At 47.2% G+C, this 24,427-nt stretch carries 25 protein-coding genes; 21 read left to right on the top strand and 4 right to left on the bottom strand.

Annotated elements, in window-relative coordinates:
* The first annotated feature begins 42 nt into the window (after positions 1-42).
* The 6 genes from pxpB to asnB all read left to right on the top strand — a co-directional run bounded on the left by pxpB (position 43) and on the right by asnB (position 5,885).
* Positions 43-699 (top strand): 5-oxoprolinase subunit PxpB, encoded by a 657-nt coding sequence (gene pxpB, locus AT705_RS01385; protein WP_058795168.1) that lies wholly within the window; start codon positions 43-45, stop codon positions 697-699.
* Positions 693-1,628, top strand: a complete 936-nt coding sequence (locus AT705_RS01380) for a biotin-dependent carboxyltransferase family protein (RefSeq protein ID WP_058795167.1) — start codon at positions 693-695, stop codon at positions 1,626-1,628. Before pxpB ends, AT705_RS01380 begins: the two co-directional genes overlap by 7 nt.
* On the top strand, positions 1,625-2,368 hold the full coding sequence (locus AT705_RS01375; protein WP_058795166.1) for a DUF969 domain-containing protein: 744 nt from the start codon (positions 1,625-1,627) through the stop codon (positions 2,366-2,368). The genes AT705_RS01380 and AT705_RS01375 overlap by 4 nt, the downstream gene beginning before the upstream one ends.
* Positions 2,365-3,384: a DUF979 domain-containing protein gene (locus tag AT705_RS01370; RefSeq protein ID WP_058795165.1), complete on the top strand. Its 1,020-nt coding sequence runs from the start codon at positions 2,365-2,367 to the stop codon at positions 3,382-3,384. The genes AT705_RS01375 and AT705_RS01370 overlap by 4 nt, the downstream gene beginning before the upstream one ends.
* Complete coding sequence (gene pcp, locus AT705_RS01365; protein ID WP_049863767.1) at positions 3,377-4,039, top strand: pyroglutamyl-peptidase I; 663 nt, start codon at positions 3,377-3,379, stop codon at positions 4,037-4,039. The genes AT705_RS01370 and pcp overlap by 8 nt, the downstream gene beginning before the upstream one ends.
* Positions 4,040-4,208: 169 nt before the next feature.
* Entirely contained in the window at positions 4,209-5,885 is a 1,677-nt protein-coding gene (gene asnB / locus AT705_RS01360) for an asparagine synthase B (RefSeq protein ID WP_058795164.1), read from the top strand.
* A gap of 39 nt (positions 5,886-5,924) precedes the next feature.
* Here asnB and pssA read toward each other — a convergent pair whose 3' ends face one another.
* A complete protein-coding gene (pssA, locus tag AT705_RS01355) occupies positions 5,925-7,250 on the bottom strand; it encodes a CDP-diacylglycerol--serine O-phosphatidyltransferase (RefSeq protein WP_058795163.1) in 1,326 nt (441 codons plus the stop codon).
* A 257-nt stretch (positions 7,251-7,507) separates the two neighbouring features.
* Between pssA and trxB the strand changes: the two genes are divergently transcribed.
* The 4 genes from trxB to infA all read left to right on the top strand — a co-directional run bounded on the left by trxB (position 7,508) and on the right by infA (position 10,309).
* Positions 7,508-8,461 (top strand): thioredoxin-disulfide reductase, encoded by a 954-nt coding sequence (gene trxB, locus AT705_RS01350; protein ID WP_046003205.1) that lies wholly within the window; start codon positions 7,508-7,510, stop codon positions 8,459-8,461.
* Positions 8,462-8,584: 123 nt separating this feature from the next.
* Positions 8,585-9,301, top strand: coding sequence for a leucyl/phenylalanyl-tRNA--protein transferase (aat, locus tag AT705_RS01345; protein WP_049863765.1), 717 nt, complete (start codon positions 8,585-8,587; stop codon positions 9,299-9,301).
* Complete coding sequence (locus tag AT705_RS01340) at positions 9,294-9,998, top strand: arginyltransferase (RefSeq protein WP_058795162.1); 705 nt, start codon at positions 9,294-9,296, stop codon at positions 9,996-9,998. Before aat ends, AT705_RS01340 begins: the two co-directional genes overlap by 8 nt.
* 92 nt (positions 9,999-10,090) lie before the next feature.
* Complete coding sequence (gene infA, locus AT705_RS01335; protein ID WP_002962494.1) at positions 10,091-10,309, top strand: translation initiation factor IF-1; 219 nt, start codon at positions 10,091-10,093, stop codon at positions 10,307-10,309.
* A gap of 102 nt (positions 10,310-10,411) precedes the next feature.
* Here the strand turns inward: infA and clpA are convergent, their stop codons facing one another.
* Both clpA and clpS read right to left on the bottom strand, forming a co-directional pair.
* Positions 10,412-12,679: an ATP-dependent Clp protease ATP-binding subunit ClpA gene (gene clpA, locus AT705_RS01330; RefSeq protein WP_010385383.1), complete on the bottom strand. Its 2,268-nt coding sequence runs from the start codon at positions 12,677-12,679 to the stop codon at positions 10,412-10,414.
* A gap of 28 nt (positions 12,680-12,707) precedes the next feature.
* Positions 12,708-13,025, bottom strand: coding sequence for an ATP-dependent Clp protease adapter ClpS (gene clpS, locus AT705_RS01325; RefSeq protein ID WP_010385384.1), 318 nt, complete (start codon positions 13,023-13,025; stop codon positions 12,708-12,710).
* 206 nt (positions 13,026-13,231) lie between these two features.
* Here clpS and cspD point away from each other — a divergent pair, with 206 nt between their 5' ends.
* The 8 genes from cspD (at position 13,232) to AT705_RS01285 (ending at position 22,013) form a co-directional block, all read left to right on the top strand.
* On the top strand, positions 13,232-13,450 hold the full coding sequence (gene cspD, locus AT705_RS01320) for a cold shock domain-containing protein CspD (protein WP_010385386.1): 219 nt from the start codon (positions 13,232-13,234) through the stop codon (positions 13,448-13,450).
* Positions 13,451-13,858: 408 nt separating this feature from the next.
* Positions 13,859-16,081, top strand: a complete 2,223-nt coding sequence (locus AT705_RS01315; RefSeq protein ID WP_058795161.1) for an NADP-dependent isocitrate dehydrogenase — start codon at positions 13,859-13,861, stop codon at positions 16,079-16,081.
* 101 nt (positions 16,082-16,182) lie between these two features.
* Positions 16,183-16,827 (top strand): pseudouridine synthase, encoded by a 645-nt coding sequence (locus AT705_RS01310; RefSeq protein ID WP_058795160.1) that lies wholly within the window; start codon positions 16,183-16,185, stop codon positions 16,825-16,827.
* Positions 16,828-16,934: 107 nt separating this feature from the next.
* Positions 16,935-18,035, top strand: a complete 1,101-nt coding sequence (gene mnmA / locus AT705_RS01305) for a tRNA 2-thiouridine(34) synthase MnmA (RefSeq protein WP_010385392.1) — start codon at positions 16,935-16,937, stop codon at positions 18,033-18,035.
* Positions 18,035-18,637, top strand: coding sequence for a high frequency lysogenization protein HflD (gene hflD / locus AT705_RS01300; protein WP_058795159.1), 603 nt, complete (start codon positions 18,035-18,037; stop codon positions 18,635-18,637). The genes mnmA and hflD overlap by 1 nt, the downstream gene beginning before the upstream one ends.
* Before the next feature lie 33 nt (positions 18,638-18,670).
* Positions 18,671-20,041, top strand: a complete 1,371-nt coding sequence (purB, locus tag AT705_RS01295; protein ID WP_058795158.1) for an adenylosuccinate lyase — start codon at positions 18,671-18,673, stop codon at positions 20,039-20,041.
* 238 nt (positions 20,042-20,279) lie between these two features.
* Positions 20,280-21,434, top strand: coding sequence for a cupin domain-containing protein (locus tag AT705_RS01290; RefSeq protein WP_058795157.1), 1,155 nt, complete (start codon positions 20,280-20,282; stop codon positions 21,432-21,434).
* A 120-nt stretch (positions 21,435-21,554) separates the two neighbouring features.
* The gene (locus AT705_RS01285; RefSeq protein ID WP_049863758.1) at positions 21,555-22,013 is read left to right on the top strand and encodes a GNAT family N-acetyltransferase; all 459 of its coding nucleotides are present in this window, start codon (positions 21,555-21,557) and stop codon (positions 22,011-22,013) included.
* On the opposite strand, the gene AT705_RS01280 is transcribed toward AT705_RS01285, so the two are convergent.
* Complete coding sequence (locus AT705_RS01280; protein ID WP_058795156.1) at positions 21,997-22,431, bottom strand: DUF4826 family protein; 435 nt, start codon at positions 22,429-22,431, stop codon at positions 21,997-21,999. The genes AT705_RS01285 and AT705_RS01280 overlap by 17 nt on opposite strands.
* 182 nt (positions 22,432-22,613) lie before the next feature.
* On the opposite strand from AT705_RS01280, the gene AT705_RS01275 reads away from it, so the two are divergent.
* Genes AT705_RS01275 through AT705_RS01265 form a run of 3 tightly spaced genes read left to right on the top strand, consistent with a single transcriptional unit; the run spans position 22,614 to position 24,427 of the window.
* On the top strand, positions 22,614-23,750 hold the full coding sequence (locus AT705_RS01275) for a methyl-accepting chemotaxis protein (RefSeq protein WP_058795155.1): 1,137 nt from the start codon (positions 22,614-22,616) through the stop codon (positions 23,748-23,750).
* Positions 23,751-23,771: 21 nt separating this feature from the next.
* The gene (locus AT705_RS01270; RefSeq protein WP_010385407.1) at positions 23,772-24,140 is read left to right on the top strand and encodes a response regulator; all 369 of its coding nucleotides are present in this window, start codon (positions 23,772-23,774) and stop codon (positions 24,138-24,140) included.
* 5 nt (positions 24,141-24,145) lie between these two features.
* Positions 24,146-24,427 (top strand): STAS domain-containing protein, encoded by a 282-nt coding sequence (locus AT705_RS01265; protein ID WP_058795154.1) that lies wholly within the window; start codon positions 24,146-24,148, stop codon positions 24,425-24,427.

Genomic DNA, 24,427 nt, shown 5'->3' with positions numbered 1-24,427 from the left:
GGGCCGCCACATGTGAAGACAATAAAATGAAAATAAGAAACCATGACACAAGAACAGACTTACCTGCTCGGCGAGCAAGCTGTTGTACTCGACCTTAACTGCGCCCGACTCGACAACGAACAACAGAATCGCTTGTTTGCCCTACATCGTCACCTGCAAAAACAAGCCCGTTACACAGATATTGTAGTTGGCAAGACTTCTCTTACCCTGGTTTTGCAAGACCACACACAGTGCGCCAAGTGGCAAGAAGCATTACTCACTCTGTGGCAATCACTCAGTGCAGAAGACTTTCAACCCACTACACACACAATCCCGGTTATATATGGAGGGGAAGCTGGCCCAGATCTGGCACCGCTGGCTGAACAGCTGAACTTATCACCAAAAGACATCGTTGAGCTGCATAGTTCACCAACTTATCAGGTCAAATTTCTGGGTTTTTTACCTGGTTTTGCCTATCTGGGTAGTGTACCTGAGCAACTGCAGGTTGCCCGTCTCAACTCACCCAGAACACATGTGCCAGCCGGCTCTGTTGCCATCGCTGAAGATTTAAGTGCGATTTACCCCAGCGCCTCTCCAGGCGGCTGGCGGCTTCTGGGTCACAGCACGACCCGCTTATTCGATGCCAATGTGCAGTCCCCCAGCTTGTTTCAGCCAGGTGATAACGTCAAATTTGTGCCACAGAAGGAGGGCCTATGCTAGAAGTCATTAAGCCCGGCGTGCAAATGTGTATCCAGGATCTCGGACGACATGGGCATCGTCATCTTGGGGTCTCTCAAAGTGGTGTGATGGATCCCATGGCACTGCACATTGCCAACCTGTTACTGGATAATGCGCCAAATACTGCGGTACTTGAGATCACAGTCGGACTCGCCCAGCTAAAATTTACGACAGCTACCAATTTTGCGCTGACTGGGGGTGACCTGAATGCGCGTCTTGACGATACACCACTGACGCCCGGCTGGCGCTATTTTAGCAAGCCAGGTCAGATCCTGAGCTTCGCCTCGAGCTCAGATGCACTGCGTGCCTATCTGAGTGTTGAAGGAGGGTTCACCCTGAATACCGTGTTGGGCTCGCACTCGACCGATGTCCAGGCGGGATTTGGAGGCTTTGATGGTTCAGCATTGGCCGCCGGCGATCAGCTACACTATGAAAGCTGTGTAGCAAAAAGTAGTGCTGGCGCGCTTCAGCCTCCCTACCATAAACAAATACGCATATTGCCAGGCCCACACTGCGAACGGTTATCCCTCACAACACAGCAGCTATTGTGCACTCAGCAATGGCAGGTATCGCCAGATAGCAATAGAATGGGTATGCGACTTTCGGCCTCTGAGCCAGTCACTCATCAAGTTTCTATCAATAGTCAGGCGGTTTTACCTGGCACCGTTCAGCTGCCACCAAACGGCGCCCCTATTGTGCTGCTGAATGATTGTCAAACCACGGGCGGTTACCCAATGGTAGCCCAAGTGATTGCGGCGGATCTGAGACACTTTGCTCAACTCAGTGCCGGAGATATGATTAATTTCACGCTGGTCACCCCGGCTCGGGCATACCAAGAGACACAACAACAACAATATCATCTCAACCAACTGCGCTTTGCGCTGACACATCGCGACAGGAGTATTTCGTGAGCGAACTTAATTTTTTGCCCCTTACAGGGATACTGGTGGTGATCCTCGGATTTGCCTTTCGTTTTAACCCCCTGCTGGTCGTGACCTGTGCCGGGCTCGTCACCGGCTGGGCAGTCGATTTAGATTACCTGACTTTGCTGGAAACCTTTGGAGAAAAATTTCTTAACTCCCGCCAGTTAGCAAGCTTTTTATTACTCTTGCCTGTGATTGCTATCTTAGAACGCTATGGCTTACAGCAGCATGCCAAAAGTTGGATAGCCAGTATCAAAGGTGCCACCACAGCGCGGATCCTCAGCGTCTATTTTGTTGTGCGTGAATGTAGTGCCGCACTTGGGCTCATCAACCTTGCAGGTCAGCCTCAAACAGTGCGTCCTTTATTAGCGCCTATGGCGCTTGGTGCAGCAAGTAACATGCATGGCGATTTGCCAAAACCTGTCCGGGATATGATCAGTGCGCATGCCGCAGCGTGTGATAATATTGCCGTCTTCTTTGGTGAAGATATTTTCATCGCCTTTGGTGCCGTATTACTGATGGATGCCTTTTTAAGAGAAAATGGCATTACGGGAATTGAACCTCTTCATATTGGTTTATGGGCTATTCCGACAGCCATTGCGGCATTGATTGTCCACCTGTTTCGACTGGCCAGACTAGAAGCCAAGATACGAACGCAAATAGCCCTGCATGCCGAGCAAAACGGCTCCAATACAAGCAATTCAGTTGCCCGGGAGGAATTGGCATGAGCACAATAGCCTCCTCTGCCAGTGCGCAGCCTGCTATCCTGTCGATTGATAATATATATCTGCTAATCGGCTTCGTGGTGTTATTTTTGGTGGTCAAAACACTGCAAGATAAACACCACCCAAAACGACTAACTACCGCCTTGTTCTGGGGATTATTTGGTAGTGTGTTTCTGTTTGGTGATTTATCTGCCGCCTATTTGGGAGAAAACCTGACCCATCGCTGGGTAGGAAGCTTTGTCATCGCCATCGCAATACTGGCCGGAATGGGCAAGGTCTCCATGGGCAGCTACGATGTACCCAGTGACGAAGTGCAAACTGCCAGTGCCCGACGGATCGGTAATAAGCTGTTTATTCCCGCAGTGCTTATCCCCATAGTAACTGTGGTGTGTACTATCCTGCTCAAAGATATTCAGGTAGCAGGGTTATTTGTATTCGACCAGAGTCATGTGACCCTTGCAGCACTGACGCTGGCCTGTACAGTCGCACTGTTAGTCAGCTGGAAGTTTACCGGTGGCAGCCCGTTTCAGGCTCTGGGGGAATCACGACGCCTGGTCGACTCCATAGGCTGGGCCGCAATTCTGCCGCAAATGCTCGCGATGCTGGGAGGGGTGTTCATCGTCGCCAATACCGGCACTGCCATTCAGGATCTGGTCACATTATTTGTTTCTCCCGACAACCGCTTCATGCTGGTGGTTATTTATTGTGTTGGTATGGCCCTGTTTACTATGGTCATGGGTAATGCATTTGCTGCTTTCCCTGTTATGACAGCCGGCATTGCCGTGCCATTTCTAATTCAGGGTCATGGCGCAAGTCCGGCCCCGTTAGTTGCCATCGGTATGTATTCAGGTTATTGCGGAACTCTGATGACGCCTATGGCCGCCAATTTTAATATAGTTCCGGCAGCGCTATTAGATCTGAAAGACAAATATCAGGTTATCAAAGTTCAAATTCCGACAGCTTTGTCGCTGTTAATCATTAACATCTTGCTCATGTATGGAGTCATCTTCAATGACTAAAGGCACGCATAAAACCGTATTATTGACGGGCTTCGAACCCTTCGGCGGAGAATCGATTAACCCCTCCTGGCAAGCTGTACATCAGCTCGACGGCTGTCATATTGCAGGGCATACAATTCGTACCAAAGAGCTCCCTTGCGAGTTTGACCATGCCTTAACACAACTGAACAGAGCCATAGACAAATATGCCCCTGCGCTGGTTCTTTGCGTGGGTCAGGCAGGTGGCCGTGCGGACATTTCCATTGAACGTGTGGCCATCAATATTAACGACGCACGTATTCCAGACAATGCCGGTGCTCAGCCGATAGATACGCCGGTATTAGCAGGAGGCCCCGCGGCTTACTTTGCTGCACTCCCGGTTAAACACATGCTCAATGATCTCAGACAGGCACAGATCCCGGCCAGTATTTCAAATACCGCCGGCACTTATGTGTGTAACCATGTTATGTACGGATTGCTTCACTATATCAATGAGCATCAGCTCAATTGCCGTGGCGGCTTCATTCATATTCCTTACTTACCCGAACAAGCCACGCACCAAATCGGTGCACCCAGTATGAGTGCTCCTCAGGTTGTCGATGCACTCAAAGTGATGATTTCCTCTGCTTTGACCCATGATACGGATCTGCAGATTGCTGCAGGCACCACACACTAGTCACACCGCCCTATCTTGGTTCATTTGCGCACCAAGGTAGGGCAATATTTACTCGACAAAATCACAGTTTTTTATGTGACTTGATATCCCATTTCTGATAGTACTATGGGCACGAGACGCCGAAAATACAGGTGCTCGACAATAATAGTTAACAGGAATGAGGTCCATTATGTGTTCAATTTTTGGTGTGTTGGAAATTAAGTCCGACCCAACAGTTCTGCGTGAGCAGGCAATAGAAATGTCTAAGCGTTTACGCCACCGCGGGCCTGACTGGTCCGGTGTCTATGCCAGTGAGAAAGCAATCCTGGTGCACGAGCGACTCGCTATCGTTGGCGTATCCAGTGGCGCACAACCTTTGTATAACCCGGAACGGACGCATATTCTTGCCGTAAATGGGGAAATATATAACCACAAAGAGCTGGCGCAGCAGCTAAGTGTCCCTTTCACCTTTCAAACCCAATCAGACTGTGAAATATTGCTGGCGCTATACAAACAAAAAGGACCTGAATTTCTGGATGATCTGAACGGGATTTTTGCCTTTTGCCTGTATGATGAACAAGAGAATGCCTATCTGATTGGTCGCGATCACATTGGTATTATTCCTCTATACACAGGCCGTGATCAGCATGGTAATTTTTATGTCGCCAGTGAAATGAAAGCACTCACCCCAATCTGCAACCAGATTGAAGAATTTCCGCCGGGGCATTACCTGTACTCCAAAGAAGGCACACTGAGACCCTATTATCAGCGAGACTGGCAGCAATTTGATGCGGTTAAAGACAATGGCGCAGATCCAGTTACCGTTAAAGACGCGCTGGAAGCTGCCGTAAAACGCCAGCTCATGTGTGATGTACCTTATGGCGTGTTACTTTCGGGTGGTCTGGATTCGTCGGTTATTTCAGCAATCACACAAAAATTTGCGGCGCGGCGCATTGAAGACGATGATGCGACTGAAGCCTGGTGGCCCAAACTGCACTCCTTTTCCATCGGCCTAGAAGGATCACCCGACCTCGCAGCTGCTCAGAAGGTCGCCGACCAGATAGGCACAGTTCACCACCCAATTCACTTTACTGTGCAGCAAGGTATCGATGCACTGAAAGAGGTGGTTTATCACCTTGAAACCTACGATGTTACGACAATTCGGGCGTCGACCCCGATGTATCTGATGGCGCGTTACATCAAAGCCATGGGGATAAAAATGGTGCTTTCAGGAGAAGGAGCCGATGAGTTGTTTGGGGGATATTTGTATTTCCATAAGGCTCCCAACAGTCAGGAGTTTCATGAAGAGCTCAACCGTAAAGTCTCTAAGCTGCATATGTTTGACTGCCTGCGAGCAAACAAGTCAATGGCTGCCTGGGGCGTAGAAGCCAGGGTACCATTCCTCGACAAAGAGTTTGTCGATATTGCCATGCGCACTAACCCGGATTACAAAATGTGCAAAGATGGACGCATCGAAAAGCACATTATTCGTGAAGCATTCGATGGCTATCTGCCAGACGATGTGCTTTGGCGTCAAAAGGAGCAGTTCTCCGATGGTGTTGGCTATTCCTGGATTGACTCGCTAAAAGAGTATGTTGACGAGAAGGTCAGTGATCAGGAGCTGGCCAGCGCCCAGTACCGCTTCCCTATCAATACACCAGATAGCAAAGAGGCCTACTACTACCGTTGTATTTTTGAATCACACTTCCCTGGAGATGCGGCAGCCAAATGTGTGCCTCACGGCAAATCAGTCGCTTGCTCCACGCCTGAAGCGCTCGCCTGGGATGCATCATTTGAGCAAAATGCGGATCCTTCAGGCCGGGCCGCCAATGTTCATAGCCATGCTTATGAAAATACTAGCTCGTAATGATGGCGTACAAAAAAGGGCCTGATGGCCCTTTTTAATCTAAATGAACTTTTTGATAATAAAGTCAACTTTGACACGCTTCGCCTGGCCAAGTATCTTCTTAACCGGTAATGGATAATCATCCACTGTTTCAAGATCCTGCGGACCAGTCAGTTTGGTGCAGTTAGCAAGAATTGCATCTCGCTCCTGATTAATGGCCTGCTCAAGTTGCTGCTCGGGATCTTCTATCAGAATACCATTTTCGATATCTAGGCCCCAGGCACGCGGGTTAAGGTTATGCCCGGTCATCAGATGAACCTGATTATCCCGATTAATTCCCTTCAGATGAAATGAATTATTGCCATCACGCCACAAATAAACATTCAACTGGCCGGCATTGAGATAGCGCCTTTGCGATTTAAGGAACTTGTACAAAATGGTTTCATACAAATAAGGCAAGGCACCAATACGGCTAAACGGCTGATCAGGCGAGATATAAAAGTCGTTTGCGGTTTTGTCACCAATCACTATGGTGACTGTTTTGCCTTCTTTAAGCAATCTTCGCAATGAGCGCAGCAATGGAGCCGGAAAATTGAAATAAGGCGTGTATAGCAACAGCTCACGCTCGGTGGTGTCGAACAAAGCTTTGATAAGGCGATTTAACTTGTTTGTGCGGCGGCCAAACCCCAAAAAAGCGCGCACATTTAAGCCATTTTCCGCCGTTGCCGTGCTCATATCATACTGTGCTTTTTTAAGCTGCTTCATCAGCTGCTTTTGCGCCACCTTTAGCTCGGAGAAAGGTTTAAGTGGGCGTAAATCCAATCTCGGAACCGCTTCACTGGACAACAAATAAGTATCCAGAAAGTGACAAAAACTTGCCGCCAGTGCAGGGTTCTCAATCACAAAGTAGCGATCAAGACGGTATTTATCACCATGCTGCAAGTACACGTTGTTTATGCTGGCGCCACTGTAGAGCACAGTGTCATCGATCACGAACCCTTTAAGGTGAAGTACCCCAAATAGCTCTTTTGCCTTGACCGGCACACCGTAAACTTTAACCTGTGAGCCAAACTGTGCTTGCATATCACAATACAGCTTCGCATTGCCTTCTGATTTTACTTCACCTATCAGACCACGCTGAGCACGATGAAAATCGACCAGCACGTGGATCTCTAGGTTTGGCCGCGCTGTTGCCACCTCATGTAAGGCAGACAGTATTTCACGCCCCGCCTCATCGTCTTGCAAATACAATGCGGTTAAGTAAATGCGTTGCTGTGCGCCGCGAATGAGTGACAAAAGCTGTGTATGATACTGTTTTGCGTCAGTGAGTATTGTGCAACTTTCCGCTTCCAGTGAAAACCCAGGTTTATCCTGCCAAAATGCCATAACTACCTTTAAAAACAGACTAACGTCAAATAGACAGAGAAAAATTCCCTAGAACATAGCAAAAAAAAACACTCAGGTCATGAAATACCGTTCATTTACACGCTTGTGGCGCAAATTCTCAGCAAGTACAGTATATTTGACAGCTTGTCATTTTATAAAAAATCGATTTTTGCAATTTATTTTACTTCTGGCTTGAAATTCATAGAATCGGCAGCACTAACTAGAGAAGATAAAATTTATTTTTAGGAATTGTTTACATGAGTGATGCAAAACATTGCAAACTATTGATCCTTGGATCAGGGCCTGCAGGCTATACTGCCGCTGTCTATGCAGCCCGTGCTAACCTTAACCCAGTGCTGATCACAGGAATGCAACAAGGCGGTCAGCTGACTACCACTACTGAAGTTGAAAACTGGCCAGGTGATGCGCATGGATTGACAGGTCCTGCACTGATGGATCGCATGAAGGAGCACGCTGAGCGCTTCGAGACTGAGATCATTTTTGATCACATCAACAAAGTTGATGTCACTAAGCGTCCTTTCACTTTAACGGGTGATCAGGGTACTTATACCTGTGATGCGTTGATCATTGCGACGGGGGCTTCTGCTAAGTATCTGGGTCTGGAATCAGAAACCAACTTCCAGGGTCGCGGTGTTTCAGCATGTGCAACCTGTGATGGATTCTTCTATCGCGGACAAAAAGTTGCGGTTGTCGGTGGTGGTAATACAGCTGTTGAAGAAGCGCTGTATCTGTCAAACATTGCTGAAGAAGTACACGTGATCCACAGACGTGACACTTTCCGCAGTGAAAAAATCCTGTCAGATCGTCTGATGGAAAAGGCAAACAATGGTAATGTTGTACTTCACCTGAACAAAACGCTCGATGAAGTCCTGGGTGATGACATGGGTGTGACGGGTATCCGTATTAAAGATACCGATTCTGATGCCACTGAGCAGCTAGACCTTGCTGGTGTGTTTATTGCTATCGGCCATAAACCAAATACAGACATGTTTGCAGGTCAGCTGGAAATGAAAGACGGTTACCTGGTTGTACAATCAGGTTTGAACGGCAATGCCACTCAAACCAGCGTTGAAGGCGTTTTTGCTGCTGGTGACGTCTCTGACCACATTTACCGCCAGGCAATTACCTCTGCGGGCACAGGCTGTATGGCAGCCCTAGATGCAGAGCGTTACTTAGACAACCTTAAGTAACGCCTGCTGGAAGACGTGTGACTTAACACACGTCTTCCAATATAAAATCCCCACGCCTGAGCAAAAATAGGTTAGACTGACTTCATCCCTGAAGTTTTTAGTTTGTAATTCAGATCCCCGAATATGACTCAGCAATTGTTTCATCTGTCTGCCACCGATTTTATTTTTCCCCCCTGCCATTTTGCACTCAAAGATCCAGATGGGCTGCTGGCCGTAGGTGGATGTCTGAGTACCACAAGGCTGCGCCGCGCCTATCAACAAGGTATTTTCCCCTGGTTCAATGAACGAGAGCCGATTATGTGGTGGACGCCCAGTGAACGGGGTATCCTCGACCTAGATGAATTTCACGTCAGTCGCTCCCTCAAAAAATCTATGCGAAAACTAGCGCCACAGGTAACGGTGAACACAGCATTTGAGCAAGTTATTAAGGCATGCAGGGAGCAGCGGCTGGACAAAGAAGGCACCTGGATCAACAGTGCCATGCTCAATGCTTATCTGAAAGCCCATGATGAAGGGTTCGTACACAGCGTTGAAGTGTGGCACGAGAACACCCTGATTGGCGGTTTATACGGTGTGATGTTAAATGGTGTTTTTTGCGGAGAGTCAATGTTTTACCACGTACCAGATGCCTCCAAACTGGCTATGTGGGCATTAGTAAACTGGCTCAAGCGTCATGGCGCCCACTTCATAGACTGCCAACTAGAGAACCCTTATTTGGTGTCTTTAGGTGCAAAAGTCATCTCACGAAGAGAATTTTTAGCTAAACTTAAAGCAGCAAGCCATTATCAAGTGCCTGATTCGATGTGGCATCCGCAACCATTGAGGGCGATATATGACTGAACATTTCCCTTCAAAAATTGGACTGAGTCAACAGTTTGATTGCAGTTACCTCGCAGACAGAAAAGAGCAGTTGTTGGTTATCCTGGATAGCAACTGCTATACACCTGCTCGCTTTGAGGCCTTGCTCTCATTTGGCTTTCGTCGCAGTGGCGATCATATATACCGTCCACACTGCCCAGCCTGCCACGCCTGCCAGTCAGTGCGTGTACTGGCTGATGCGTATGTTCCCTCACGCTCACAAAAACGCAAATGGAATAAAATAAACTCAGAGTTTCGCTTTGAATATAGTACTCAGGAACAAGCTGACTATTATCAGTTATACGAAAAGTACATCACAATGCGTCACAGCGATGGCTCTATGTATCCGCCCAACCGACTTCAATACGAAAGCTTTCTGTTTTGTCGCTGGTTGCCCATCACTTTCATCGAACTATGGCACAAAGACAAGCTCATAGCCGTTGCAGTCACGGATACAATGCCCACCGCTTTATCAGCTATCTATACTTTTTTTGACCCCGATTATGCCCAATTAAGCCTGGGGACTATCATGATCATGGCCCAATTAGACTTTGCCCGACAGCATGATAAAACCTACCTCTATCTTGGATACCAGATAGATGCCTGTCCCAAAATGCGCTATAAGCAACAATATTTACCTGCGCAACAGTTCAAAAGCGATGTCTGGGTCAACATTTAGATTACAAAAATAAGCGCTCCTGCCTTTACTTATCGCGCGCTTTTCGGCAAAATCTGCACCGTTAAACTTATCAAAGAGGTGATACGCTCCCCATGGCGAAAGAAGACGTTATTGAAATGCAAGGCACGGTCCTTGACACTTTACCAAATACTATGTTCCGTGTTGAATTGGAAAATGGTCACGTAGTTGTGGCACATATCTCTGGCAAAATGCGCAAAAACTACATCCGTATTTTGACCGGTGACAAGGTGACTGTTGAAATGACACCTTATGATCTGAGCAAAGGACGTATCGTCTTCCGCGCGCGTTAATTCGCCCAGCTCAGTAACGCTTACCACACTAAGCGGATACAAAGAGACGATTAAAACAAAAAACCCGGCAATTGCCGGGCTTTTTGTCGTCTTAAGTCAAGGTCAAGCGGGTTCAACCACATTAGACTCAAACTTAAACGACAGCTTCTTATCTTTAACGGATATAGTGACAGTTCCACCATCAACCAGCTCACCAAACAGAATCTCATTGGCAAGTGGCTTCTTAAGGTTGTCCTGTATCACCCTGGCCATTGGACGCGCGCCCATCGACTTGTCATAACCAATGTCTGACAGCCAATCTCTCGCCTCATTTGTCAGGTCAAGACAGACAGATTTCTTATCAAGCTGCGCCTGTAGTTCAACAATGAACTTATCGACAACCTGCAAGATGACGTCTTTTTCAAGGTGATTAAACCAAATAATATTATCCAGACGGTTTCTGAACTCAGGTGTAAACACCTTATTAATCTCAACCATCGCATCGTGTGAATGATCCTGTTGCTGGAAACCAATAGACTGGCGCACGGTTTCCTGCACACCTGCATTGGTTGTCATCACCACAATCACGTTGCGGAAATCGGCTTTACGACCATTATTATCGGTCAGTGTACCGTGGTCCATGACCTGCAATAAGATGTTATAGATATCCGGATGCGCTTTTTCAATTTCATCCAGTAACACCACAGAGTGCGGATGCTTAATCACCGAATCGGTCAGCAAGCCGCCCTGTTCGAAGCCAACATATCCAGGAGGCGCACCAATCAATCTGCTTACTGCATGACGCTCAGAGTACTCAGACATATCAAAGCGTACAAACTCAATGCCCATACACTTCGCCAGTTGCTTAGTCACTTCCGTTTTACCAACCCCAGTTGGGCCTGCAAATAAGAATGAACCAATCGGCTTATCCTCACTGCCCAACCCTGAGCGTGATAAACGAATAGCAGACGTCAGAGCATCAATGGATTCGTCCTGACCAAAGACAAGCATCTTCAGGTTACGATCCAAGTTTTTAAGCACTTCTTTGTCGCTTGATGACACATTTTGCTGAGGAATGCGCGCAATCTTAGAGACTATTTGCTCAATATCAGCGACACCAATGGTTTTTTTACGTCGAGAGGCAGGCAACAGGCGCTGGTTTGCACCCGCTTCATCAATTACGTCAATGGCTTTATCTGGCAAGTGACGCTCATTAATGTATTTTGCGCTCAGCTCCGCAGCTGCCTTCAACGCTTTTTGGGTATACCTGATACCATGGTGTTCTTCATAACGCTCTTTCAGACCGCTCAGAATTTTGGCGGTATCCGCTACGCTCGGCTCCACCACATCGATTTTCTGGAAACGCCGAACCAGCGCACGGTCTTTTTCGAAAATATTCTTAAATTCGGAATACGTGGTTGACCCAAGGCAACGCAGCTGGCCGCTTGATAGCAGAGGCTTAATCAAGTTTGACGCGTCCATCACGCCACCTGACGCCGCTCCGGCACCAATAATAGTGTGAATTTCATCGATAAATAAAATGGCATTGGGTTTTGCCTGTAACTCCTTCAGCAGTGCTTTGAAGCGTTTTTCAAAGTCACCCCGATATTTAGTTCCGGCAAGTAACGCGCCCATATCCAGTGAATACACCACTGCATCGGCAATCACTTCTGGTACCAGCTCATTAACAATCCGATACGCCAAGCCCTCAGCGATAGCCGTTTTACCTACACCAGCCTCACCAACCAACAACGGATTGTTTTTCTTTCTGCGGCACAGGACCTGAATGGTTCTTTCTACTTCCTGATCGCGCCCAACCAGAGGATCAATTTGACCCGCTTTGGCCAGCACATTCAAATTGGCTGTGAAGTTCTCCAATTTGGTTTTTTCTTCAGATGCTGCTTCGTGGCTCTCTTCATGGATTTCTTCATTATCTTCCGGCTCAACTTCATCGTCCGATTTTGAAATACCATGGCTGATATAATTAACAATATCCAAACGACTGACATCTGCTTTTTTCAGCAAATACACAGCCTGACTTTCCTGCTCAGAGAAAATCGCCACTAACACATTGACACCCGTCACTTCATTACGACCAGAAGACTGAACATGAAAAACGGCGCGCTGTAATACGCGCTGAAAGCCAAGTGTCGGCTGTGTCTCACGGTCTTCTTCCAAATCTGGAATGACCGGCGTAGTCTCATCAATAAATTCAGATAACTCCTTTTTTAGCCCCTCTGTATCAACGCCACAAGCATTCAGTGCTTCACTGGCAGACGGGTTATCAATCAATGCGAGCAGTAAATGTTCTACCGTCATAAATTCGTGACGGCGATTTCTTGCCTCACGAAACGCGGTATTCAGAGTAATTTCTAAGTCTTTATTTAGCATTGGCAACCCCCAACGAGAATATATAAGGTCATTCCTGCTCACAACTACAGAGCAGCGGGTGCTCGTGATCCCGAGCATATCGATTTACCTGCTCAGCCTTTGTATGGGCAATGTCGGCAGGATACAGTCCACATACCGCTTTTCCCTCGTGATGTACTTTCAACATCACTTCAGTTGCTCTTTCGCTATCCATACGGAAAAATGTCATTAAAACTTCAATGACAAAATCCATTGGTGTGTAATCGTCATTGTTTAAAATCACTTTGTACTTGCGCGGCGGTTGCAACTTTTGTTTCTGTTCCTCGCGGACCGCGTCAACCACACCAGATTCGTTTGTCCCACTCATAATAAAATATAGTCTTGTCTTATCAACTCAAGCAACTTGAATTGAAAAATAAATAAATTGTTAAAAAATCGCTTTAAAAACTTGACTGTCTGGCCAAATAAACTACAGTCTTTACCTAGCTGGACATAATAATCATATGGGCAGCTTAGCAAATTTCAAAGGTTAGATTAACTTAATTTAGTCAACTTATAGAAGGATGTAGAAGTATGGCTTGCGGAAAAGTCAAATGGTTCAATAATGCCAAAGGGTTTGGTTTCATCGTAGAAGACGGCAGCGAAGAAGATATCTTTGCCCATTACTCCACGATTGTAATGGATGGATACAAAACGCTTAAAGCCGGTCAGGATGTAACATTCGATCTGCAAGAAGGTCCCAAAGGGCTGCACGCTACCAACATCGCGCCGATAGCGGAGGAAGTTGTTTAGCATTGCAAGATTTTGGCACACTCAAAGCGGGTTACGTTTGTTTCTCGCTTAATCCTCTTCGTTAATTAGTCTCATTTCTTCCACCTTAGTTCATAAAATTTTATATGTTTATTAAATTGCATTAGCGACTTCGTCATTTGGTTGATACAATCCCCGCCGATGTCAAACAAGCCACCCAATTTGTTAAGCCTCAGGGCGCGTCAGGTGTGTTAGATATTTTTATTGTGCCCACGAGTAACAATACCTAACAAACTTGCTATATGCCGAGCTCAGCCATCAGCTTGATGATCCCTAATCAGGTCACCAAGCTGATGGCTGAATAAAGATCGTGTATGCGGATACGTCCTTGAATAGCAAGCTTTTGCTTTGTTGAACGGCTGTTTAGCCCTAAACTATCTAGGAATGATGATGACATCAAAAATTATTTACACTAAAACAGATGAAGCGCCGGCTCTGGCAACTTACTCTTTATTGCCAGTAATCCAGGCTTACACCAAAGCGGCTGGTGTTGAAGTTGAAACTCGTGATATTTCACTGGCAGGCCGTGTCATTGCGAACTTCCCAGAATTTCTGAGCGAAGAGCAACGCATTGGTGATGCCCTTGCTGAGCTAGGTGAACTGGCCAAAACGCCAGAAGCCAATATCATCAAACTCCCTAATATCAGTGCGTCTATCCCTCAGCTAAAAGCGACAATTAAAGAGCTGCAGGAAAAAGGCTATGCCCTTCCTGACTACCCTGAAGAGCCTAAAGACGACAAAGAAGCCCAAATCAAAGCGACTTACGATAAGATCAAAGGCAGTGCGGTAAACCCGGTACTGCGTGAAGGTAACTCAGATCGTCGCGCACCAGCTTCTGTTAAAGCGTACGCACGTAAAAACCCACATTCAATGGGTGCATGGTCTAAAGACTCACAATCTTATGTTGCCAGCATGAGCGAAGGCGATTTCTTCGGTTCAGAGCAATCAACTACTGTTGCACAAGCAACTGACGTTCGCATTGAACACGTTGCTACAGATGGCACGGTTGCAGTCCTGAAACAAAGCACACCATTATTGGCTGGCGAAATCATTGACGCGTCTCGTATGAGCGTAAGTGCACTACGCAGCTTCCTGGAAGCAGAAGTAGAAGCGGCAAAAGAAAAAGGCGTACTTTTCTCATTGCACATGAAAGCCACCATGATGAAGGTTTCTGATCCAATCATTTTTGGTCACGCTGTTAAAGTATTCTATAAAGAAGTATTTGCTAAGCATGGCAAAACATTCGAAGAGTTGGGTGTAGATGTAAACAACGGTATTGGTGACGTTTACAACAAACTGGCTAACCTGGACGAAGCGAAACGTGCAGAAATTGAAGCTGATTTAGCTGCCGTTTATGACCTGCGCCCTAGTATTGCAATGGTTGACTCTGACCGTGGCATCACTAACCTGCACGTACCAAGCGATGTGATCATCGATGCATCTATGCCAGCTGCGATCCGTACCAGTGGTCAGATGTGGAATGCGGAAGGTAAACAGCAAGATACCAGCTTCGTCATTCCTGATCGTTGTTACTCTGGCGTGTATCAGGCAACTATCGAGTTCTGTAAAGAGCACGGTGCGTTCGACCCACGTACTATGGGTACTATCCCTAACGTTGGTCTGATGGCACAAAAAGCCGAAGAATACGGTTCACATGACAAAACATTCGAAGCACCATCAGCCGGTCAAATCCGCGTTGTTGACCAAGCAGGTAACGTATTGCTACAACACGATGTTGAGCAAGGCGATATCTGGCGTATGTGTCAAGTGAAAGATGCACCTATCAAAGACTGGGTTAAGCTGGCAGTTAACCGCGCACGTGCAACCAACACGCCTGCGGTATTCTGGCTGAACGAAAATCGTGCACACGATGCTGAGCTCATCAAAAAGGTAAACGCCTACCTGCCAGAGCACGACACTTCAGGTCTGGAAATTCATATCCTGGCACCAGTTGAAGCAACCGAATTCTCACTTGCTCGCATGAAAGAGGGTCAGGACACAATTTCAGTGACTGGTAACGTTCTACGTGATTACCTGACAGATTTGTTCCCAATTCTTGAGCTGGGCACCAGTGCAAAAATGCTGTCTATCGTACCACTGATGAATGGCGGCGGCTTGTTTGAAACAGGTGCTGGCGGTTCTGCGCCTAAACACGTGCAACAGTTCGAAAAAGAAAACCACCTACGTTGGGACTCACTGGGTGAATTCCTGGCGCTAGCAGCCTCTCTTGAGCACCTGAGCCAGGTATCTGGTAACAGCAAAGCACAAGTACTGGCAGACACGCTGGACGCAGCAACGGGTAAATTCCTCGATGAGAACAAGTCACCTTCACGTAAAGTGAAAGAACTCGACAACCGTGGTAGCCACTTCTACCTTGCTATGTACTGGGCACAAGCCCTTGCAGAGCAAACACAAGATGCTGAGCTACAAACTAAATTTGCAAACGTTGCAAAAGGCCTGACAGATAACGAAGCGGCAATCGTCGGTGAACTGAACGACGTTCAGGGCCAGGCGATGAATATCGGCGGTTACTTCCAGCCTAACGATGCACTGGCTTCTGAAGCCATGCGTCCAAGCAAAACACTGAATGACGTATTAGCTAACATGGCTTAATACATTCATTGCTGTAAAAAGGTGGCCTGACAGCCACCTTTTTTCTTTGCCGCCATTCTTTGCTACACTCGCGCCATCGCAACTCAGCTATACTAGTGACTATGCCTGCACAGCGCACAAAAAACCGAACACACACTGCCAAGCGCCCTACTCATAAACGTCCCGGCACAAAACGAACGAATAAACCTAAGCTCTCGCCAGATCAGGTTAAAATCATTCTGTTTAATAAACCCTTTGATGTCCTGTGCCAGTTTACCGACGATCAAAATCGCCAAACACTCGCCAGCTTTGTTGATATAAAAGATGTTTATGCCGCAGGACGACTCGACCGAGACAGCGAAGGCCTGCTGTTACTCACCAATTGCGGCCGCTTACAACATAAGCTGACCGAGCCGGGCAAAAAAACCGACAAAACCTATTGGGTTCAGGTAGAAGGTGAACCCGATGACACCGCGCTGCATGCACTGCGCGAGGGGGTCATGCTCAAAGACGGGCCGACACGACCAGCCAAAGTGCGCGTGATCAAAGCTCCCGATGTATGGCCACGCACTCCCCCTATCCGCGAACGTAAGAACATTCCCACCAGCTGGCTGGAAATCACCATATCAGAAGGTCGTAACCGTCAGGTGAGACGCATGACAGCACATGTTGGCTACCCGACCCTGCGACTGATCCGCTACCGGATCGGCCCCTACACGCTTGATGGGATTGAAAACGGCCAGTATCGCGTGATGAAAACCACTTAGCCCGACGATGAAAAACTTGGGATTAATCGGCCCGCGACTTCCGGGCACCTTGATTTACATGCTATAATGCAGCTCACTTTTTTGTAATCAAAATACACAGCGAGTTTATGAGCGATAACAGTCAAATTAAAGTCATCGTCGGCATGTCCGGCGGCGTAGATTCCTCCGTTTCGGCCTACCTGCTTAAACAGCAAGGCTATCAGGTTGAAGGCCTGTTCATGAAGAACTGGGAAGAAGACGACAATGACGAATACTGTGCCGCCGCTGAAGATTTAAAAGACGCTCAGGCAGTATGCGATAAATTAGGCATTGAGTTGCATACCGTTAACTTTGCTGCAGAATACTGGGACAATGTATTCGAGTATTTCCTTGCCGAATACAAAGCCGGTCGCACACCAAACCCGGATATCATGTGCAACAAAGAAATCAAATTTAAGGCTTTCTTAGAATTTGCCGCCGAAGCACTGGGTGCTGACTATATCGCGACAGGTCACTACGTACGTCGTGAGGAACGAGATGGCAAGTTTGCCATGCTGCGTGGGCTTGATAACAATAAAGATCAAAGCTACTTCCTTTACACACTCAGCCATGAGCACGTGGCACAAACACTTTTCCCGGTCGGCAATATCGAGAAACCCGAAGTACGCCGCATCGCGGAAGAGCAGGATTTAATTACTCACAATAAGAAAGACAGCACCGGTATTTGCTTTATTGGTGAGCGCAAGTTTAAAGACTTCCTGCAAAAGTTTTTGCCAGCTCAGCCTGGCAATATTGAAGACAGCGAAGGCAACCATGTTGGTGAACATGAAGGCCTGATGTATCACACTTTGGGTCAGCGCAAAGGGTTATTGATCGGCGGAATGAAAGAAGGCTCCGGCGAACCCTGGTATGTGGTCGATAAAGACGTTGAACGCAATGTATTGATCGTCGGGCAAGGCAAAAACCACCCTCGCCTGTTCAGTAATGGCCTCAACGCCAACCAGCTACATTGGGTTGATCGCGTGGGTCCACAGGGCACAACACGTTGTACAGTTAAGACCCGTTATCGCCAGGAAGACATTCCATGTACATTACTGGTCGGTCAGGATGGCATGGCACGCGTGTTGTTTGATGAACCACAAAAAGCAGTGACACCTGGTCAATCTGCAGTCTTTTACCTCGATGATGTGTGTCTGGGTGGTGGTATCATTGAGTCGGTGATCAAATAATGCAGCGTGAAGTCGTGATCCCACTGGCAGCTATGTGTCAAATTGCCAAGCTTGTCCAGAAATGCGCCCGATATGGCACCTTTAATAGCCACGAAACAGACAGTATATTAAAAAGTATCACTATTACTTCGCCGCAAAACCCTCAGGATGTCTACGAAGACCCCGGTGCCGTCAAGCAAGGCTGTCGTGCACTCGCAGATCAGCTGAGTGCGCAAGGTGAGAAGGACGTGGAAATGGTCAAATACGTCGGTAGTCTGATGCAATTAGAACGCGCGCTGTCAGCCAATAGCAAAGCTCTAGCTGAACTGGGCAAGCGTATTGAACAACTCGACAGGCAACTTCAGCACTTCGATATCGGTGACGAGCAAATCGTTGCCGCTTTGGCTGATATCTATAGCCAGGTTGTAAGTCCGGTGGGCCCAAAAATCCAAATTTTTGGTAAACCCGAGTTGCTCAAACAATCTCATGTACAACATCAGATCCGGGCCCTGTTACTGGCCGGGATCCGCAGCGCAGTGTTATGGCGTCAGCTTGGTGGTAAGCGTCGTCAATTTTTCTTTGCGAAGAAAAAAATCATTACTGCTGCACAAAGTTATATTTAAATATCGTTCAAAACCAATTAGTTAGGAGAAGTTATGGAGCTTTCAGCGTTAACCGCTATCTCTCCAGTAGATGGCCGCTATGGTAGCAAAACCAGTGAGCTGAGAAGTATTTTCAGTGAATTCGGCCTGATCAAGTATCGTGTGACGGTTGAAGTACGTTGGCTACAAGCCCTGGCCAACGCAGCTGCAATCAACGAAGTTCCAGCCTTCAGTGAGCAGGCGAATGCCCTGTTAGACAGCATTGTTGATAACTTCAGTGAAGCGGATGCCGCGCGAGTTAAAGAGATTGAGCGCACAACTAACCATGACGTTAAAGCCGTCGAGTATCTTTTGAAAGAGAAAGTCGCAGACAACGCTGAGCTTCAGGCAGTAAATGAGTTTATTCACTTTGCCTGTACATCTGAAGATATCAACAACCTTTCTCATGGTCTGATGCTGAGTGAAGCGCGTGATCAAGTACTGCTGCCATACTGCGACAAGCTATTGGCTGCTATCAAAGAAAAGGCGATTGAATATAAGTCAGTGGCAATGATGACCCGCACCCACGGTCAGCCTGCTTCTCCTTCAACTATGGGCAAAGAATTTGCAAACGTATACGTACGTCTGCAACGTCAGCGCGAGCAAATTGCCAACGTTCAGATGCTGGGCAAAATCAATGGTGCAGTCGGTAACTACAACGCTCACCTGAGCGCTTACCCAGATTACGACTGGCACAATCATGCAGAGCAATTTGTAACCAGCCTGGGCCTGACCTGGAATGCTTTCACCACGCAAATTGAGCCGCACGACTATATTGCAGAGCTGTTCGATGCGGTTGCACGTTTCAACACTATTTTGCTCGACTTTGATCGTGACGTATGGGGTTACATTGCACTCAACCACTTTAAGCAAAAAACCATTGCGGGCGAAATTGGTTCTTCAACCATGCCACATAAAGTGAACCCAATCGACTTCGAAAACTCTGAAGGCAACCTGGGTATTGCCAATGCAATCTTCACTCACCTAGCGCAAAAACTACCAGTTTCTCGCTGGCAGCGTGACCTGACCGATTCGACGGTACTACGTAACCTGGGTGTTGGCATGGGTTACACTCTGATCGCCTACCAGGCCACACTTAAAGGGATCAGCAAGTTGGAAGTGAATGCAGATCGCCTGTTAGCAGAGCTGGATGACAACTGGGAGCTACTGGCTGAGCCAATCCAGACTGTGATGCGTAAATACGGTATCGAAAAGCCGTACGAAAAGCTAAAAGAGCTGACACGCGGTAAACGCGTTAATCAGGTAATTATGGCTGAGTTTATCGATGGCCTGGATCTGCCAGAGCAAGTAAAAGCTGACATGAAGCTAATGACGCCTGCCAACTATATTGGCCGCGCAGAAGCTTTCATTGATGAACTAAACTAGTACTAAGCATTAATAACCAGTTTGAAAGATATAATCTGCCGCTCACAGTGTTAAAAATGTTCGTTAAGAACCTATACTTCAGAGATAGATTCGGACACTTTTGACCGGTGACAAGCGAGGTCTTCTTGCCTCAGCATGGGCGGCTTAATTATGCAAATTGGTATCACTCAGAAATAAGCCTGAGAAGCGAAAGTCGTGGCATAGTGCCGGACTTTCGCTTTTTTATTGGAGTCACTTTATGTATCAGCTATCTATCAATGCCCTGACTGAGGCCGCGTTTCTCGCCCAGTACTGGCAAAAAAAACCTCTACTTATCAAACAAGGCTTTCAGAATTTCATCGATCCACTGTCACCAGAAGAACTGGCAGGCCTGGCAATGGAAGACAATATTGAGTCTCGGATCGTCACCAACCACGACAATCACTGGGATGCACACCATGGTCCGTTTGAAGACTTTTCGTTGCTGACAGAGCAGCACAGTACTTTGCTGGTACAGGCCGTTGATCACTGGCACCCTCAGGCTGCCAGCTTACTGGAACCCTTTCGCTTTATTCCAAACTGGCGTATTGACGATCTGATGATCAGTTTTTCTACGCCGGGGGGTGGTGTTGGTCCACACCTTGACCAATACGACGTGTTTATCATTCAGGGCCAGGGGAAAAGACGTTGGCGCGTCGGTATGCCTGACGCCAGCCTGAAACAATTTGCGCAGAACAAAAGCCTCTTACAGGTAGAGCAATTTGCAGCCTGCATTGATGCAGAACTGGAACCGGGTGATATCTTGTACATTCCACCCGGCTGCCCTCATGAAGGCTATGCTGTTGAAAATGCAATGAACTATTCTGTTGGTTTCAGGGCTCCAGATCAAAAAGATCTACTCTCAAGCCTGGCTGATCACCTGATAGATGCAGAGTTAGGCACAACTCGTTACAGCGACCCTGATCTCTCGCTGCGTGACTCTCTGGGCGAGGTCAGTCGTCAGGACAAAGGGAAGATCCGCACCATGCTGGAATCGATACTGCATGACAGCGACATCTTCGACCAATGGCTGGGACAGACACTCAGTGAGCCTAAGCATGAAATGGATCTGGCACCACTCGATCCGCCACTGACTGCTGACACCTTACAAGATGATATTTCGCCCCAAGACACCCTAGTACGGTCAGGAGGCGTCAGAGCACTGTATCAGTTAACGACACACACGGTGATAATGAGCGTGAATGGGCAAAATTTCACCCTTCCACTTGAGGTCTTACCAGCCGTTAAAAAGCTGACAGATCAGAGTTGTACGCCCGTATCTTCATTATTAAGTGAGTTTGCATGTTTGGAATTTAAACAAACATTAACTACGCTTATTAACGATGGGTCCTTTTACATTGAGGACTGGGTGTAATTACCTGAATCTGAGGGTTAGTCACACAATAAGGCATCGACCAAGTCGGTGCCACAATAATAAATAGCACAGGCTGATCCCCTAATCAGGCGTGATTATGATGTTTGATGCGAGGCAATCATGAATTACCACGTCGATAGAGTGAGTTGGCAAAAAACTCAGGGACAACTGCGCCAAATCCGCGAGCGAGTCTTCGTTTGCGAGCTTCACCTGCCAAGGGAAGTAGAATTTGATCAACACGATAAAACTGCGGAACATGTTCTCGTGCGGGACGAAAATCAGTGCCCAATTGGAACCGGCAGGTTATGTTGTGATGGTCTGATCAGTCGAATTGCAATCATTCGGGCACACAGAAACCGTGAAGCCTATCAGTCTTTGATCAGCTTTCTTAGTATACTGGCAGAACAAAAAGGCTATGAGAACGTCTTCGTACAGTGCATTTTGGACGAGGTGCCCACCTTTTTGAAATCCGGCTTTTCCAAACAAGGCGGTGTATTTATGGAAGCAGGCATTCCAAGACAGCGAATGAAATGCCCGGTAAAAGAAATGAACTCAGAGCCGTTTACGATGCTGCATTAGCCCATAACTGCTCTCTGTTAGCCAAATCATAGACGCCATGAGCATGGTGAATAAGGAAATTAGCATATTCGGCCTGTGTCGGATCAGGGTGCTCTGCGCCGAGGATTTTATCGGCTTTGATTTGCCATTGATAAGAAAAGTGTTTGAGTGCGGCGCGAGCATCCGCTGCCCCGCTCACAGGCATCGCATCTGTTGGGACTTTACCAGAGACAACCCAGTACCCTTTGCCTTTATTGTCTTTAATTTTCCAAACACCACAGATAGGAGGCAAAATACGGGACTCACCGGTTTGAATATTGATACCGACTATGCCTTTTTCTGCAAGATACTTCTGCGCAGTCTGAAGGGAAGTGTGTTGCCACTGGGCAAGCATTTTTTGTTGTTCTTCTTTACTCATTTGTGTGTTGTCTTTCGTCATTCTTGTTACTGCTTGAGGAAATTTCCTCTACTGTATGAATTAAATCGACCGGATGCAAGCATCACACTACACAAGCGGGTGTATTAAGCGCAAGAGTATTCAAGGTGATTATTTGGATTTGCACAATAAATAGTCTCGACTAGGATTAAAGGATCTTCTAACAGGTCAAAGTGGTCGTAACTATGATCCCACTTTCCATTGCTATTCAGTCAATCATATTTGTGATCGCCTGGTATGGATCAAACCTGGCCTTTGCGCTGATTATCACCACTCTGTCTGGACTCGCTCTGTATGTTAGCATTCGCGCTGCCAGGGCAGACGTACCAGAGGCAACGGACCCTCAACCAGAACAAGCACTCGGACAGCAATCTGATCTCACCTGTCTGCAGCAATTGGGCCACACCATCACCCCGCAGTTGCGGGAACAAATAAACAGTGCCCGACAACAGACCAAGCAGGCGGTTGACAATATGTCTGGTGAGTTTTCCCAGTTAGTGAACAATATCACTGCAACCTTAGGTAGCCTGGATAACAGCAGTGCCAATACCTTACAACAAACTTCTCAACACAGTCGTGATCAGCTAAATCAGATCCTGGCTTATCTTGAACAATCCAATACCAGCCAACAGCAACGTACCGAGACGTTTAAAACCATGGTCGAACAAAGCAAAGAATTGCAGGCAATGTCCATCGATGTCGCGAAAATTGCAGAGCAAACCAATTTACTGGCTCTGAATGCATCAATTGAAGCCGCGCGTGCCGGTGACAATGGCCGCGGCTTTGCTGTTGTTGCGGATGAAGTGCGTGCACTGGCTAATTCAAGTGGAGAGACAGGGGTCAAAATCAACAAAATGGTCGAGTCTATTGCACAAGCAATGCAAAGCTCTATGACGATGATGGAAAGTGAATTAACCGAACGCCAGGCATTGACGGAAAAGTATCAACTCCAAATCAACGAAGTAATTGATACCTGGCTCACATTATCTCAAAACGTCGAGCAACAGGCACACATACTTCAGACCTCTAACGAAGACAATCGACAAAAAATCTCAGAGATTTTGGTTGACCTGCAGTTTCAGGACCGGGTCGATCAGATCCAAGACAGCGTAACGATTGCGCTGGAGATCATGACACAAGAGTTGGATAAATTCATTGAAGAGCGCCGCCAAAGCAAGACCGCCCGATTTAATCATCAACGGATCAGTGACACGCTCTCTCGTACTGCTGCGACCCGGGAGCAACGACATATTCTGTCATCCAATCATAGCGGCAACAATAGTAAGGACGATGACACTGTGGACGACCTTACTTTTTTCTGACATGCAGCCTGAGGGTACATTATGAGTAAAACCATTTTAGTTGTAGATGATTCTGATTCTTTAAGACAGGTCGTAAATATTGCGCTAACAGGGGCTGGCTATCAGGTTATTGAAGCCTGCGATGGCAAAGATGCACTCAGTAAACTCACCGGTAGCAAAGTTCACCTAATCATCAGTGACGTCAATATGCCCAATATGAATGGCATTGAGTTCGTTAAAAATGTCAAACAGCTGCCACAATACAAGTTTACACCCGTCATTATGCTGACTACTGAAAATCAACAGAGCATGATGGAAGAAGGCAAAAAAGCAGGCGCAAAGGCCTGGATGGTAAAGCCATTTAAGCCAGCACAAATGCTTCAAGCCGTATCCAAATTATTGATGATGTGACCGTGATGTCAGAGTGCTTTAAATTCCCGGCAGAATTGACCATCTACGAAGTACAAGACGTGCACACTGAGCTCAATGCTTTTTTAGAGAGCAAACAGTCAGTAGAGCTCGACTTAAGTCAGGTCGAAGAGCTCGATAGCGCAGGGATCCAGTTGACTGTATGGCTGGTGAATCACTGTCGGACGACTGGGGTACAGATTAAAGCCCTCACCCTGTCAGATCTGCTAACAGCCAGGCTAACCCTGTTGAATGTGTCCCTGGACGTTCCAAATGAAAGCGAACCTTAG

Source organism: Pseudoalteromonas rubra, from assembly GCF_001482385.1.
Classification (GTDB): domain Bacteria; phylum Pseudomonadota; class Gammaproteobacteria; order Enterobacterales; family Alteromonadaceae; genus Pseudoalteromonas; species Pseudoalteromonas ardens.
The sequence above is the reverse complement of the archived record's forward strand: the minus strand, read 5'-3'. Positions and strand labels throughout refer to the sequence as shown.

Bases quoted from the DNA above. Each gene is read 5' to 3' on its own strand.
- trxB (WP_046003205.1), top strand. From the start codon at position 7,508: ATGAGTGATGCAAAACATTGCAAACTATTGATCCTTGGATCAGGGCCT.
- pcp (WP_049863767.1), top strand. From the start codon at position 3,377: ATGACTAAAGGCACGCATAAAACCGTATTATTGACGGGCTTCGAACCC.
- pssA (WP_058795163.1), bottom strand. From the start codon at position 7,250: ATGGCATTTTGGCAGGATAAACCTGGGTTTTCACTGGAAGCGGAAAGT.
- AT705_RS01370 (WP_058795165.1), top strand. From the start codon at position 2,365: ATGAGCACAATAGCCTCCTCTGCCAGTGCGCAGCCTGCTATCCTGTCG.
- AT705_RS01270 (WP_010385407.1), top strand. From the start codon at position 23,772: ATGAGTAAAACCATTTTAGTTGTAGATGATTCTGATTCTTTAAGACAG.
- clpA (WP_010385383.1), bottom strand. From the start codon at position 12,679: ATGCTAAATAAAGACTTAGAAATTACTCTGAATACCGCGTTTCGTGAG.
- AT705_RS01290 (WP_058795157.1), top strand. From the start codon at position 20,280: ATGTATCAGCTATCTATCAATGCCCTGACTGAGGCCGCGTTTCTCGCC.
- AT705_RS01380 (WP_058795167.1), top strand. From the start codon at position 693: ATGCTAGAAGTCATTAAGCCCGGCGTGCAAATGTGTATCCAGGATCTC.
- asnB (WP_058795164.1), top strand. From the start codon at position 4,209: ATGTGTTCAATTTTTGGTGTGTTGGAAATTAAGTCCGACCCAACAGTT.
- mnmA (WP_010385392.1), top strand. From the start codon at position 16,935: ATGAGCGATAACAGTCAAATTAAAGTCATCGTCGGCATGTCCGGCGGC.
- aat (WP_049863765.1), top strand. From the start codon at position 8,585: ATGACTCAGCAATTGTTTCATCTGTCTGCCACCGATTTTATTTTTCCC.
- pxpB (WP_058795168.1), top strand. From the start codon at position 43: ATGACACAAGAACAGACTTACCTGCTCGGCGAGCAAGCTGTTGTACTC.
- AT705_RS01340 (WP_058795162.1), top strand. From the start codon at position 9,294: ATGACTGAACATTTCCCTTCAAAAATTGGACTGAGTCAACAGTTTGAT.
- AT705_RS01265 (WP_058795154.1), top strand. From the start codon at position 24,146: ATGTCAGAGTGCTTTAAATTCCCGGCAGAATTGACCATCTACGAAGTA.
- AT705_RS01280 (WP_058795156.1), bottom strand. From the start codon at position 22,431: ATGACGAAAGACAACACACAAATGAGTAAAGAAGAACAACAAAAAATG.
- clpS (WP_010385384.1), bottom strand. From the start codon at position 13,025: ATGAGTGGGACAAACGAATCTGGTGTGGTTGACGCGGTCCGCGAGGAA.
- hflD (WP_058795159.1), top strand. From the start codon at position 18,035: ATGCAGCGTGAAGTCGTGATCCCACTGGCAGCTATGTGTCAAATTGCC.
- AT705_RS01275 (WP_058795155.1), top strand. From the start codon at position 22,614: ATGATCCCACTTTCCATTGCTATTCAGTCAATCATATTTGTGATCGCC.
- AT705_RS01315 (WP_058795161.1), top strand. From the start codon at position 13,859: ATGACATCAAAAATTATTTACACTAAAACAGATGAAGCGCCGGCTCTG.
- infA (WP_002962494.1), top strand. From the start codon at position 10,091: ATGGCGAAAGAAGACGTTATTGAAATGCAAGGCACGGTCCTTGACACT.
- cspD (WP_010385386.1), top strand. From the start codon at position 13,232: ATGGCTTGCGGAAAAGTCAAATGGTTCAATAATGCCAAAGGGTTTGGT.
- purB (WP_058795158.1), top strand. From the start codon at position 18,671: ATGGAGCTTTCAGCGTTAACCGCTATCTCTCCAGTAGATGGCCGCTAT.
- AT705_RS01310 (WP_058795160.1), top strand. From the start codon at position 16,183: ATGCCTGCACAGCGCACAAAAAACCGAACACACACTGCCAAGCGCCCT.
- AT705_RS01285 (WP_049863758.1), top strand. From the start codon at position 21,555: ATGAATTACCACGTCGATAGAGTGAGTTGGCAAAAAACTCAGGGACAA.